The sequence below is a fragment of the [Clostridium] citroniae WAL-17108 genome (genome assembly GCF_000233455.1).
Classification (GTDB): domain Bacteria; phylum Bacillota; class Clostridia; order Lachnospirales; family Lachnospiraceae; genus Enterocloster; species Enterocloster citroniae.
Genome location: NZ_JH376422.1, coordinates 429668 through 443230 on the forward strand (window position 1 = coordinate 429668; position 13563 = coordinate 443230).

Annotated in this window: 10 protein-coding genes, 1 pseudogene and 1 CRISPR repeat array; of the genes and pseudogenes, 1 reads left to right on the top strand and 10 read right to left on the bottom strand. The window is 42.5% G+C overall.

Features of this window, described 5'->3' with window-relative positions; all coding sequences use genetic code 11:
* Window positions 1–89: 89 nt before the first annotated feature.
* The 10 genes and pseudogenes from HMPREF9469_RS15160 to cas5c form a co-directional block, all read right to left on the bottom strand.
* The gene (locus tag HMPREF9469_RS15160) at window positions 90–719 is read right to left on the bottom strand and encodes an acetyltransferase (protein ID WP_007863392.1); all 630 of its coding nucleotides are present in this window, start codon (window positions 717–719) and stop codon (window positions 90–92) included.
* Window positions 720–732: 13 nt separating this feature from the next.
* On the bottom strand, window positions 733–1944 hold the full coding sequence (locus tag HMPREF9469_RS15165) for a 5-methylcytosine restriction system specificity protein McrC (RefSeq protein ID WP_007863394.1): 1212 nt from the start codon (window positions 1942–1944) through the stop codon (window positions 733–735).
* A 15-nt stretch (window positions 1945–1959) separates the two neighbouring features.
* A complete protein-coding gene (locus tag HMPREF9469_RS15170) occupies window positions 1960–3672 on the bottom strand; it encodes an McrB family protein (protein ID WP_007863396.1) in 1713 nt (570 codons plus the stop codon).
* A gap of 13 nt (window positions 3673–3685) precedes the next feature.
* Window positions 3686–4828: a DNA cytosine methyltransferase gene (locus tag HMPREF9469_RS15175; protein WP_157140299.1), complete on the bottom strand. Its 1143-nt coding sequence runs from the start codon at window positions 4826–4828 to the stop codon at window positions 3686–3688.
* Between the two features lie 453 nt (window positions 4829–5281).
* Window positions 5282–6173: a CRISPR direct-repeat array (repeat unit 32 nt; unit sequence ATTTCAATCCACGTTCCCGCAAGGGGAACGAC).
* A gap of 172 nt (window positions 6174–6345) precedes the next feature.
* On the bottom strand, window positions 6346–6636 hold the full coding sequence (gene cas2, locus HMPREF9469_RS15180) for a CRISPR-associated endonuclease Cas2 (protein WP_007863407.1): 291 nt from the start codon (window positions 6634–6636) through the stop codon (window positions 6346–6348).
* 9 nt (window positions 6637–6645) lie between these two features.
* Complete coding sequence (gene cas1c, locus HMPREF9469_RS15185; protein ID WP_007863409.1) at window positions 6646–7677, bottom strand: type I-C CRISPR-associated endonuclease Cas1c; 1032 nt, start codon at window positions 7675–7677, stop codon at window positions 6646–6648.
* Window positions 7674–8336: pseudogene (gene cas4 / locus HMPREF9469_RS15190) on the bottom strand (CRISPR-associated protein Cas4). The gene cas1c and the pseudogene cas4 overlap by 4 nt, the downstream one beginning before the upstream one ends.
* Window positions 8336–9226 carry a type I-C CRISPR-associated protein Cas7/Csd2 gene (gene cas7c / locus HMPREF9469_RS15195; protein ID WP_007863413.1) on the bottom strand — a complete coding sequence of 297 codons (891 nt, stop codon included), beginning with the start codon at window positions 9224–9226 and terminating at the stop codon, window positions 8336–8338. The pseudogene cas4 and the gene cas7c overlap by 1 nt, the downstream one beginning before the upstream one ends.
* On the bottom strand, window positions 9227–10975 hold the full coding sequence (gene cas8c / locus HMPREF9469_RS15200) for a type I-C CRISPR-associated protein Cas8c/Csd1 (RefSeq protein WP_007863415.1): 1749 nt from the start codon (window positions 10973–10975) through the stop codon (window positions 9227–9229).
* Window positions 10972–11631: a type I-C CRISPR-associated protein Cas5c gene (cas5c, locus tag HMPREF9469_RS15205; RefSeq protein ID WP_007863417.1), complete on the bottom strand. Its 660-nt coding sequence runs from the start codon at window positions 11629–11631 to the stop codon at window positions 10972–10974. Before cas5c ends, cas8c begins: the two co-directional genes overlap by 4 nt.
* A 181-nt stretch (window positions 11632–11812) precedes the next feature.
* On the opposite strand from cas5c, the gene HMPREF9469_RS32070 reads away from it, so the two are divergent.
* Entirely contained in the window at window positions 11813–13291 is a 1479-nt protein-coding gene (locus HMPREF9469_RS32070) for a hypothetical protein (protein ID WP_007863419.1), read from the top strand.
* Window positions 13292–13563: the final 272 nt, after the last annotated feature.

Sequence of the window (13563 nt, forward strand, 5' to 3'; positions counted from 1 at the left end):
ATACATGATGCGTGGTCCAAAATCAATAGATATTGTTGCCTTTAGGATTCCCTTTTAGGAATCCTCTTTTAGGAATCACCAGCCTTAACTTAGGAATGTATCTCCTTTGCCGGAACCCCGGCCACAACCACTCGGTCCGGCACATTCCGGATCACCACTGCCCCGGCTCCCACCACAGACTCCTCTCCCACTGTGATGTCATCCATGATCGTGGATCCGATTCCCAGAAACGACTTTCTGCCGATCTTTGTATGCCCCGCCATGGAAACACCGGGGCAAATATTTGCAAAATCCCCAATGATGCAGTCATGTTCAATAATTGCGCCCGTGTTCACAATACACCCTGTCCCCACATGCGCATTGGGGTTGACCACGGCCCGCGCCAGCACGGCGCATCCCCTGGAAATATGTGAAAAAGGGCTGATGACCGCTGTGGGGTGGATCACTGTTGCCAAGGGAATACCCAGTGACATGAGCCGGGAGGTTTTGGCCTCCCGCAGGTCATTGCTCCCTACCGCTACAATGGCTTCATTGTATGACCTCAGGAATCCGGAAAGATTTACCTTTTCTTCCTCGTAGACCGCATACCCCGGAATGGACCGGTGACCTTTCTCCTTCATATCCAGGAAATCAATCCTGTCATATCGCTTCATCGCCAAAGCGCAGTCCAAGGTAACGGTGCCCTGGTCTCCGGCACCCCAGATTAGTAGATGTTTCATATATTTTCTCCATTTACATCAACGCTTTAATCTTATCAATAAACATATTTATATTCTCTTTAAATTCTTTTGATGTGTCACCTGCAATATTTATATAAACACCATGTATTTGTTTTAATGAAAAATCTTCATTATTGAATTTCAGAACAGCATTTTGTTGTTCTCTGCCAGCTGGGTAACATAAGATCACACGCTTACTATGTAATTCATTTGCATAAAAAAACATTTGGTATACATCTGCATTGCTAAAAGGCTTGGATGTTTTATTCTTCATATCTAAGATACCAAAAGCGGAAATTGGCATTTCATTCTCCTGATACAAATAAAGCATATCCGGTATATATGATTTAAAATAATCATCATAATCAGCACCGGAACACACTGCATACTGTTTTTCTGATTCCCAATAAGTAAAATTATAATCCCCGGAATATGTAACTAAAATCTTTTTAATAAAATCCTCAAAAAGTCTATCAAAATTAACCAGAAAATTCTGACCATATGCTTGATTGCCATAATCGGAAACAGACAGATCATTCAATATCATATATGCTAACGTCAATGCCTTTTTACAATACATTGTATTTGTATTAAGTGTTATTTGGGGAACCTGGTAAATATCGGAAATATCTCCGAAGTCCCTGTTTAACAGGCTTGCTTTTTCCATATCCATTATCCGTATCGCTTTATTATATGCCTTATACAATACCTGATTTATCGTAATATCCCTGGATAATTCATCAAAAGAACAATCAAAAATATCCCGTCTTCCCAATTGCTTATTCATCATAGTTTGAACTACATTTATATTTCCTCTCAGATACTGAAGATTTTCTCTTCCCTCCCTATATTCAACCGGTAAGCCCTTTTTTGCCACTTTATCCAGCTCAGAAATAAAAAGTTCAATGATATCAAAGGTGCCGCCACTATCTACGTCATATATTGGGTCATCCAAATCCGCTGAATCAGATGAATATAAAAAATAATATATCCTGATAATATGCCTAAGATTCACACCATTATGCTTGGGATCAATCATAATCCTTCTTGTTGGCAGATTAATATATCCTACATAGGCTTGGGGAAAGCTGACTATATTTTGTTGAGAATCTATACATCCCGTACTAATCCCACGAGGCTCAAATGCTTTTAGCAAAAACTCCTTTTCGCCGTCTAAAAGCCGAAGGACGCTACCTTGCGGAATGTGAACCACATCTGATTCCATAGGCATCCTCCTGCATTAATCCAGTTTAAACTGTGCTTTTATTTCTTGAACAAACTGGTCTGTATCATCAATTCTCTGGGGTAACTTCATTCCCAAGATATTGGCTAAATATCTTGTATTTCCATATGTATATTCCTCAATAATAGGAATGATATAATAATTAAACAGCATTTTTAATACATCTGGTGTCCACATTATTTTTCCATTGGCCATTGCCCATTTCGGAATAAAATATGCATGTCCCAGAAGCATATTTTCATCTTTTAAAACATTAAATATCCCTTTGTTTATATTTTTCAATAACAGGTCTGGCTTAATCTCCTTCATGGATGAACAATCCGAGATTGAAGAAATCAACTCATAGTTCGGATAAAATTTTACAAAGGCAAATCTTCTTCTGATTGCATAGTCAATCTGTGCAATACTTCTATCAGCTGAATTCATGGTAGCTATAATATAAACATTATCAGGAATTGAAAATTTCTTAATCTTTTTATCATTCCATTTAATATCACTTGCAAGATCAGCCGTATATTCTCTGTCTAATGTCAATATTGCTTCGCCAAAAACCTTTGATACATTTCCTCTATTTATCTCATCAATGATAAACAGATATCTGTGACCCGGATCCTTATCGCATCGAGCCGTCTCACAAAAATCCAAGAACACTCCGGGTTTAGAAACAAAATTACCTGCATCATCTATAGAAACACCGCCAATAAATTGCTCATATGTTGAATTAGCGTGGAATTGTACCAATGAACAGCCGGTAAAATCCCCCCTAATCTGATTAGTAATATGAGACTTACTGGTTCCGGGCGCACCATACAATATGACTTGTTTTGTAGCTAAAAGCAGTTCTTTTAAGCTTTCCGCCGTTATATTATTTCCTGTTGTTTGGGCAAGTTCCTGTGTCTTATCAACTTCAATATCGTTGATCACCGCCATATAATCATTTCCTCCTCTTGGTAATTTTGCAATTTCCGGAATGTAGTCTTTACTAAAGTGAAGATGATCTCTCAATTGGATTCCGCTTATCTGAGTGAGCGAAAATTTCAGAATTTCATCTTCATCATAATAAAATAGAGCGCTCAGCTCATCTTCATTTAGTTTTAATTCCTGTATCAGAATTTTAGTACATACCCTTGTATATCCTCTATAAATATCCTCGGTTATAGTCCCATTTATCCATTCATCAGGAGCTTCTACACCACGAAACCTAAAATACCACGCAGCAAAATACACAAGTGATATCTTATTCCCGTTCAGAAAATTAGACAGTAACAGACGTATGTAATTTCTTGGAAATTTGAACTTATCAGGATCAGCATCATCCTTTCTCAAAAATTTTGAATCATCCACCAATGTATTGTCAACCGTATCTCTCATACGGCTTAACAGTCCTTTAAAGGCAGTTCCTGGATTAAACAAATTATTCTTGCCTATTTCATCAATGATTGAAAACGGAAATAAGCAGCATTTCTTTTCTCCACTTTCAGCGTTATAGTCGTACAATGCAGAAAGCTTATATACACTTTGCAAATATACTTTTCTATCTTCAACTGATATACCACTGACTTTAGGAAATGCGCGATACTTCTTCTCGTCAAACCCTATACTCTTGAAAAAAAAGAACATTCCCAGTTGTTCACCGGACATGATATCCAATTGCTTGAAATAGTCTATACAAGATGCGATACTTTCCTCAGAAACATAAAGCAGTTTCATAACCACCACCCCTTTAATCCATGAACTGATTACCCAATTGTCTTTTAATTTCCATACCAATTACTTTTGCTAAAGTAGGCGGTACCGCATTGCCAATTACCTTATACATCCCTGTAACGGATTTAGGATCCTCGGTGAAAAACACAAATTCGTCAGGAAATGTTTGTATACGTGCTATTTCTCTTACATTATATCGTCTATTTTCAGTAGGATGGATAATTCCGCAGTTCTCCGGCTGAGCAGCCGCTGTAATTGTTCCTGCAATCTCATCTCTTGAAAATCTTCGATACATATTGGGGGCATGATACCTTTTCATATTGTCTGCAATCCTGCGGAATCTGTCCGGCAAATATCTATATGGAATACTTTTCCATGATCCTCCTTCAGGAATATGCCGGATCAAATTTAATGCCTGCGGAGAAAACGGCCAATCTACCTGGTTTGGTACATCAGCAGGAATATCAAGTAAATTCCCCACATTCAATCCTTCTTTTAGTTGTTTTGGAGGAAAAACAAATGTTTTCCCAAGATCTTTTCTAAATGCCACCACAACAACCCTTACTCTGTTTTGAGGCACACCGTAATCACTGGCGTTAATAAGCTGATAATTTACACAATACCCTTCACCAATGTCTCCTAAATTTCTAACAATCGTATCAATCAATAAACTTCCTTCTTCATCTTTGATTGACAACAATCCGCGGACATTTTCAAACACTACAACTTTTGGTTTTTTTGCTTCTATTATCCGCAAGCACTCTTTATACAGATTTCCTCTGGAGTCGTTCACTCCTTTTCGGTTCCCTGCATTTGAAAAAGGCTGACACGGAAAGCCTGCAGTCAAAATATCGCAGTCCGGCACTTCCTCTGCCGGTACATCGAGGATACTTCTTTCGTCCATCTCGCCAAAATTTGCCTCATACACTCTCTGTGCATCCTTATCAAAATCATTTGCATAAACAATATCATATCCAGCCTCTTTAAATCCCCAATCCAATCCGCCGCAACCGCTAAATAACGAAACCATCCGTGGATGAATTGCAGCCAATTCATCCGTGGAAAGGGTTCCATTTTCTTCTGTTCCATTTATACACTCAAATATAGATAACTGTTCCATTTTTCCTCCAAATACCATAATCGCTGCATATTTTATCATCTTAGATGACTTCAAACAGACGAATACTGCTGTCTCCAATCTGTCAAGGATATTCTTAGGCCGAAAATATTGTACTCCCCGCTTTTTGAGGTATCCCTTTGCAAAGATACTTCTTTATTTATATCTTTCTTTATTAATATCCTTCTCTATCAATATCTTCCATATACCTTTTTATAGATGTCATATTACAATATTAACCCATGTTCCCGCAGGGGAACGACCAACGCCGTAGACAAGTCTCCCCCGATCAGTTTTATTTCAATCCACGTTCCCGCAGGGGAACAATTATTATATGCGTATTTGGGCGTAATGTCAAGGGATTTCAATCTGCGTTGCTGCAGGGGGAACGACTGAGTTCTCCCCTCTACTCCATAACCAAAATATTCTATTTCAATCCACGTTTCCCGCAAGGGGAACGACATGGTTATGGCTTCAAGGTCACCCTGGATGAGCATTTCAACCCACGTTCCCGCAAGGGGAACGATGAACCCACGGAATGACACGTACAAAATTATATATATTTCAATCCACGTTCCCGCAGGAGGAACGACCAGGATGGGGCGCTGCGTTGGCCTGGGATGGGGATTTCAATCCACGTTCCCGCAGGGGGAACGACTCACACCATATGTGATATAACGAAAGCCAACATATATTTCAATCCACGTTCCCGCAAGGGGAACGACCGCTGTGTACCTGCTGCACCGCAGCCTCCCATTATTTCAATCCACGTTCCCGCAAGGGGAACGACCGAGATCACTTACATTTAAGCCTCAGATAAGGTTTATTTCAATCCACGTTCCCGCAAGGGGAACGACCCGGCCATGATCGGGTCCATCAAGGCCCTAATAATTTCAATCCACGTTCCCGCAAGGGGAACGACCCATGGCAAGCTTGCTCTATAGATAGGCTCCTCTATTTCAATCCACGTTCCCGCAAGGGGAACGACTGATCGTATAAACCTGCAGTGTAGGCTCAAACTATTTCAATCCACGTTCCCGCAAGGGGAACGACTGCCCACCAGACCATCCGCAGCCATGTAAGCAATATTTCAATCCACGTTCCCGCAAGGGGAACGACTCTGCAGGACGTACAGCATTACTCAGGCTATGGAATTTCAATCCACGTTCCCGCAAGGGGAACGACACATCTACCGGGCGGCCTACGGCAGGCATACGGAATTTCAATCCACGTTCCCGCAAGGGGAACGACCGGATAAGGTCATCATCCATCATCTGGTATGTACAGATTTCAATCCACGTTCCCGCAAGGGGAACGACATGCTCCGTGACCACATCCTGCTTGCAATATTCCTTATTTCAATCCACGTTCCCGCAAGGGGAACGACTGCAAATATATCCAATATCATAACACAAAACAATCACACTTTTATATCATCTATACATTCCTTTGAATACCACACAGCAGAATCATCGCCTCTCCCTCCCAAACCAAGCGTCTTTTGTGCAATTTTCCCAGTGCGAATCCCCCGTACTTTTCATGTGTGCTTCACATTCGCACTACAAAAACAATGTCTCATCTGCCGCAATCCCCTTATCAACCCCCACATGCTCTACTTTTGTTTTATACTTATTTCCCAAATAATAGAATCTCAGGCTGTCGACCTCTTCATCAATAATTTCAGTCAATAATGACTTCAGCATCACACACTGCGCATTGTCCAGGATACACTCAAATACCGAATTCTGAACTCGCCGCCCGTAGTTAACGCATTGCTTGGCAACCTTTCTAAGTCTCGCTTTTCCTCCTGCTGTCTCTGTATTCACATCATATGTAATCAATACCAGCAAACTCTGACCTCACTTCCACAAAAATGGCGGATATGCATCCAGATCCCCCCGCAGATACCTTGCCAGCAGCATTGCCTGAACATAGGGAACCATCCCCCATTCTATCTTCTCCTGTAAATACGGATGTGTCAGCATTTCCTTTTTTCGGTTCTGCCACTCTGTAAGGAACCGTTTCCGTGCATCATCCTTCATTAGAACAGCTCCATTTTCTTTTTTCAGAAAATCCTTTTTTTGAACGATCTTCTTATTAATCATCGAAAGAACAAAACGGTCCGCCAGAACAGGCCGCAGCTCTTCTATCAGATCCAGCGCAAGGGATACACGCCCCGGGCGCTCTGTATGAAGCACTCCCACATAAGGATCCAGACCTACGGTTTCCAGTGCAGATGCAATATGATTGGTCAGCAGTGTATAGACAAAAGACAGCATTGCATTTACATTATCAGTCGGAGGCCTTCTATTTCTGCCGGAAAAGGCAAAATCCTTTTTCTGCTGCAGAATCAGTTCATCAAATACACCGAAATAAACGCTGGCGGCCTCGCCTTCAAAGCCACGCAGGCTGTCTTTTGATTCACAGTTACGGATTCTAAGTGCGGCATCCTTCAGTAACAGAGAAGCATGTTTTACTTTTTCTACGTCAATCTGCATACTATGATCCCGGATCGAGCGCTCCAGCACCCACCTTGCATTGTATACTTTTCCAATCATGCAATTTTTCGCGATCCCCAGACTGCTATCTTCATCCATACTCGTCCGGTACTGCTTATCTCTCAATACTACGTTTCCTTTTACACTCCCCGTTACCCTTGCCAGAAATCTGCCGCCCGGACTTACAAAGCAGAGAGAAATATTCCGATCCGCACATGCTCCCATCAAAGCCGGACTGGTTCCACGGTAACCGAACGAGACGATCCCCTCCAGATTATGAAGGGGAAGGCGCCCTATTTCTTTTTCCTGATCCAGAACAACAATATTTTCACCGTCTAAAGAAAGGTAACTGTCATCCGATGTTACATACAAAGTATTCAGTAGTTTCTTCATCCTTCTTCCTCCAGTGCCAGTTTTATATATTCTCCCACTGGCATGGTTTTCCCCAGCTTCGGCAGACAGATATCTTTCAGAGAACAGCCATTACAGCTCTTGCTCCATTTGACCTTCGGAGTATAACGCCGTTCATAGTACTGATGCATTTCCTGAAACATATCCCGAACTCTGTTTCTCAAATCATCTGTCATTTCTATCATTTCACGGCGGCGTGTTTCACCGTAGAAAACAGCCGCTTCCGGAATAACCGCAGAAAACATTTCTTCCAGACAAATGGTCAAAGCAGCAAGCTGCAGAATATCCTCCTCCGAAATTTTAGGCTTCCCCTTTTTATATTCAATGGGGAAAATGCTATATAGCCCACGGTGTCCATGAAGATGCACTCCGTCTTCGCTCCGATGAAACTCCACTACGTCACATTCTCCGCTTGCGCCCATCGTCCGGGATGAAACAGGCAGCGCCCTGGTAATCAGTACATCCTTCCGGTTTTCCGTCAGAAATGGATCATGTGCATTTTTATGCATCAGCTCACCTGTAACCGTATGCACATTTTCGGCCCATTGCTACTCAATATGGATCAAAGCCCACTGCCTGCGGCAAAACCGGAAATGCTGGATGCCGGAAATCATCAAATAATCTTCTTCCCTGTATTCCACTATATCTTTCTTATTACCTCCACTGTTTCCGGAATCTGCTCTTCATGAACAATAACCTCGTAATCCTGATACTTTCTCGGATAAAGGATCCCGTCCTTCCTCGTTACTTCCACAGCCTCAAACAATTTATAGGCTGGGCAGTCCCCCAGTTCCTTGCTGTGTTTGAATACAATCAGCTCCCGGACTGCCATTTTCCCCCTTGCCGCCGAATGATCATGTTCAAACATATTAATAATCGCTTCCCACAAAAGCTCCAGATCCTCTTCTGAAAAACCGGTTACCTTCCTTGCGAGATTGGCAGAAATATACCCCTCTACTCTGTAAAGTCCATAGGGTACGATATTCTTCCTTCCCATTTCCGTACTCTTATTCCCCGCATCCTTTTCCGTGGTAATTGCCACCCTGGTAATTGTCACTTCCTGACTCACAATCGGATCAATACTTCTGGCAAATCCAAGCTGCACAGGCCCCCTCACCTGGCCGCAGTTTAAAGAAGCCTTTACAAATGTAGTCATAACCGCGCCAAATGTCCGGATATCAAAGAAATTCTTACACATAAAATCTCTGATTTTCCTGTCTGCTTCCGGATCGTTTTTCTTCAAATCTTTCCTTTTGGTTTCGTCAATATGTAAATACTCAAATGCCTTATTGTCACTCCTGTTTAATGGGACATTCTCTTTGATATAGATCTGATATCCTTCTTCCTCTTCCTTAACCAGCTCCACATAATTGCGGATTTTTCTCTTTAAACACACATCCGTTACCAGGCCATATCCGCTTTCCGGGTCGATTCTCGGCATGTTGCCCGCATCCGGGTCACCGTTGGGATTTCCGTTCTCCACATCGAATAATACGACAAATTCATACCTGTTTTTAATCGCTTCACTCATTTACTTCTCCTCCTTTTTCTCGAAACGTTTCTGAACCTGATGGTAATATCCCAGTATAAACATGCCCTGTTCTTCCAAAGACAGTCTGCGTGGAAATGCCGCAGGCTGATCATTTTCCACCTCAATCATCCCCTGCAGGCCTGTGAGCATTTTTTCATAGAAAATCCGTCTCCCGGCCTCTAATTTTCTTATGTGACTGTTTTTCAGCTTTAACAAAATAGGAAACACTGACGCGGGCGCCGCACAGGCCGAGTTAAAGTACCGGTCCTTAATGGTCGCATTAATTCCCGAATTGGCGTCTTCCTGAATGGCCTCCAACACTGCAAATTCCCGTCCCAATACATAAGCCACATCCTTACACTGTTCATTTAATCCCACAAAGCTTCCCTCCTCTGTCCACTGCTTACCATGATTCCGTATCAGACAGGCTTTTATAATTGCCGCCCGTCCCCTAGTAATTCTTCCCTGTTCCGCGCGAATCCGTATCATTACATTACTATATAAACTTTCCGGGTACTTTTTCCCAGACAAAACCGATTCAAATACCGATGCCGCCATATTGGGCTGCGGTTTTTTTTCCTTTGATTTCTGGTTGACCGTCTCAAAAAGCACCCTCCAGACACCCGGAAATTCTATTTTATCCCAGTTTGGTCTTACAATTTCCATCTGTTCATAATGCTTTTTAATATTCGATAAGATTGTCCCAAAATGATTCTGATAAAAAAACCTTACCGACAACCGCGCCGCATTGGGCGCCAGGCCCAGTATATAGAACTTCTGTTCAGGATTAACCTGGATTCCATCTACATCAATTCCCCGGCCTTCTTGCAGATTGGAGAAAATGCCTCGCAGCACTTCCTGGTTATCTTCGGTCGGTTCCATCGATCCCATAAAGAGATCCTGATAAATTTCCTCTCCATCCTCCGCCCAGAAAAGGATGGTCGTATCCCCCAGCATAAATATGTATTTTCGCTGTGAAAGCAGGTAATTAAGCGCTGTGGTGTAAGCAAACATCGCATATTTGCCTACCGGCGCGTTAAAGCTTTGCTCTTTCCCATAGGATTCAAAGGAAGGTGCATTAAAAGACACCAGTGCAGCCCCACTGGACTGTGCCCCCTGAACCCCACGGATCACCGTATGGATCCGGGAAATTTCCGCTCTTTTTCCGGTCACAAGACAAATCTCCTGCGTCCCGTTTCCCTCCGCCTGAAGGGACTTTTCCCAGGCATTTCGTATATCCGGGTCTTCATGTGCATACATTGTTCCCACGTAAAAAACAAGATTCCCACCAGCCGTGATATCCTCCCACTTCTCAAGCAGTTCCGGATGTTCTTTTGCTTTCATGGGATCCCAATTCTTAAAGAAATGTTTCACCGCCACGGCAGCTTCACTCTGTACCTCTTCCAGAACGCTCTCATGCTTTTCCCTAGCTGCCTGAAAACACTCTAACACACGTTTTCCGCTTCCGTCATTGTCGATCCCCAGCAGATACTTGGAATTATCGCACAGGAAGTTCGCCGATACTCCCGAAGAACGGGCAGCCATTTCCGGCACTTCAACCATCTGCGGTACCCAGACCGTCTTTTTCCCGCGTTCCTCTTCCTGCTTGAGTGAAATAATTCCCAACAGGTTTCCGTCTGTATCAATATCCAACGCATAGGTTACCTTTGCCCGGCACCAGGCCTGTCTCGACACCTTTCCCTGTTCCGCCAAAGTTTCATAGTGCTTTACCAATGCCTGCAATATCATCGAATCACCTCGCAGTCCTTCAGATCCACAATCCCACGGCGCATGACGGCCCGGAAGAACATGGGCTGTATGTCCTCCGGATTTGAATAGTCCATATCGTAAAGCATAAATCCCAAATCCTTATCGTCCACAACCTCATAGGCTCCATGGACTTCTTCCTCACAGAGACAGAAATTGGCCGGAAATTCCCGGCAGCCGAAATAAGGTGTATGATAACATTCCCCACGCCTTAACCGCCTCATGATAATGTCCTTGAACTTTCCCGGATTATCGCTGTCATTTGCTTGATCCGTCAAGTCGAAGTGGGCGGATATGACATACTCCACATCCTTCAATAGCAGAGAAGCTCTCTGGACAATTTCTTCCTTGCTGCTGATGAACAATTCTTTTTTCGCGCCGTTGTAAACGGATAGCACGTTATTAGCTGAAATCTTGCTTTTGACCTCATTGCGCCGGATGGAAGTAAACTGGATCGGTTTTATGACATGGATGCTGTCAATCTTCCAGGACATCCCCGGATGCCAATAGATTGCTTCCAGAATACCTCGGGCGGCAGACGGTGTTATGATATCATAGCTGCAGCGTTCCACTTTCATCTCAGGGCGGGAAAAGAGTGCATAATCCCCCCAGACTTTTACTCTGACCCCCAGGCTCATCGCTTTCCTCCCCTTCATTTTTATAAGTTCTCGGAACTCTCAGCCCTTATTTTTCAAGGCTTTTCATTCCTTTATTATAAAAATCACCCACTTTTTTCACCAAAAAGCTTGACAAATTACTCAAAATTTGCGGCGAAGCCGATTGAATATATTTTATTTTCTTCGACTGGAGGCGATTTTTATGTTACCTTGTATCATCGGCGGCCATGCCGCCTATCAGGATTTTGTCCTGTCTCAAATTTTTCATTTTTACCCGGATCCTTTTTCCATTTCTAAGGATTCCTGGGAAACCATTATTGAATTTTGGCATCTTGATTTATCCTTAACTGATTCGCTTATGATGAATCGCTATTCCAGACTGGGACCTGAGCCTAGGCTCCCTTCCTGTATGCTTCGTTCCTATCTCTTATCTATTAAATTTAAGATTACTTCCATTACCCGTTGGGCTGCTCTTTTGAAGGAAAATCCTCTTTATGCCATTCTTAGCGGCTTCTCCTTTGGTGACGTTCCTGGTATTGGTACTTTTTATGATTTTTTCTCCCGTTTGTGGGATTCTGATTCTGATAATCTTTCCCCAAAAGAGAGATTTCTGAAACCCAAAACAAAAAAGGGGATAAAGAAAGGGGATAAAACTCCGGCTGATACGGATTCTATTTCTTCCAGATTGCTTCCGTTTTTTCAGCGCCATCCTGTAAAACCTTCCCATGCCTTTTCTTTTATTTTCCGGCTCTACCACACTCAGTTCCTTGATATATCAATTAAAAACGGCCTCATTAACCCGGCAAAACTTTCTGTTGCCGGCGATGGCACTCCTGTAAAGACCTCATCACTTCTTCGAAAAAAACAAATCTGCAAATGTAAGGAAAACGGTATTTCTGACTGCAACTGTAAGCGTTTGTTTTCTCAGCCAGACACCAACTCCGGCTGGGATTCTTCAAGAGAATGCTATTTTAATGGTTACCACCTTTTCATGTTTGTCGCTTCCGATTCCTTTAGTGACCTTCCCGTTTTTCCTTTATTGGAGCGCGCTTCCAGACACGATATGCTGTCTTTTCTGCATACCTTTTTCAGCATGAAAGCTTACCTCCCTGATTTTCATCTGGAAAAGCTTCTTCTGGACTCTGCTATGGATGCCATTCCGGTCTATGAATACTGCAAAACAGCGGGGATAACTCCATTTATTGATTTGAGTAAAACAAACAATGGCAACTATAAGTATAAAGATACCTTCACCATTGATCCGGATGGTGTTCCCCGCTGTCGGTTGGGCTTACGCATGCATCATGATGGCTATGAATCTAAGAAAAACCGCTGCAAGTACCGGTGTCCTAAAGCAAACCGCAAAAAAGGCTGCTTTTGTGAGACACCCTGCTCGCCTGCAAAATATGGGCGAACCGTGCATACCCAGTTAAAGGACAATCCACGTATGTTTAACATACCGCCACGAGACAGTAAGGAATGGGATAAGGAGTATGGCAGAAGAACTTCTGTGGAACGCTCTAACAAGCGTGAGAAACAGGACTATAAATTAGAAGACGGCAAACACCGCTCTACGAAGATGTGGTATTGCCGCCTCTATGGCATCATGATGTGCCAGCACCTTGATGCATGGAACATGCCCTCTGTTGAGGACTTTCAAAACGCTATCCAAGCCGCTTAGTTTGGGTTAGCAATATTATTTTAAAGCATAACTGCCGTTATGTCTATTTCTCATTCACAAAAATATCTTCTTTTTTTCAAAACTGCCAATATTCAATTTTCAATCTGCATTGGTATTTAACTTATCTAATTCCGAGAACTTATTTTTATCTTTCTTTTATCTTTCTTTTAGCTTTCTGTCTATCTTTCTTTTAGCTTTCTTTTCAGCTTTCTTTTATCTTTCTTTTAGCTTTCTTTTCATCTTTCTTTTAGCTTTCTTTTAGCTCTCTTTTA

What these genes read in the sequence shown, in the direction of transcription:
- HMPREF9469_RS15170 (WP_007863396.1), bottom strand. Translation starts at nt 3,672, where the DNA reads ATGAAACTGCTTTATGTTTCTGAGGAAAGTATCGCATCTTGTATAGAC.
- cas8c (WP_007863415.1), bottom strand. Translation starts at nt 10,975, where the DNA reads ATGATATTGCAGGCATTGGTAAAGCACTATGAAACTTTGGCGGAACAG.
- HMPREF9469_RS15175 (WP_157140299.1), bottom strand. Translation starts at nt 4,828, where the DNA reads ATGATAAAATATGCAGCGATTATGGTATTTGGAGGAAAAATGGAACAG.
- HMPREF9469_RS15160 (WP_007863392.1), bottom strand. Translation starts at nt 719, where the DNA reads ATGAAACATCTACTAATCTGGGGTGCCGGAGACCAGGGCACCGTTACC.
- cas1c (WP_007863409.1), bottom strand. Translation starts at nt 7,677, where the DNA reads ATGAAGAAACTACTGAATACTTTGTATGTAACATCGGATGACAGTTAC.
- cas7c (WP_007863413.1), bottom strand. Translation starts at nt 9,226, where the DNA reads ATGAGTGAAGCGATTAAAAACAGGTATGAATTTGTCGTATTATTCGAT.
- HMPREF9469_RS32070 (WP_007863419.1), top strand. Translation starts at nt 11,813, where the DNA reads ATGTTACCTTGTATCATCGGCGGCCATGCCGCCTATCAGGATTTTGTC.
- cas5c (WP_007863417.1), bottom strand. Translation starts at nt 11,631, where the DNA reads ATGAGCCTGGGGGTCAGAGTAAAAGTCTGGGGGGATTATGCACTCTTT.
- HMPREF9469_RS15165 (WP_007863394.1), bottom strand. Translation starts at nt 1,944, where the DNA reads ATGGAATCAGATGTGGTTCACATTCCGCAAGGTAGCGTCCTTCGGCTT.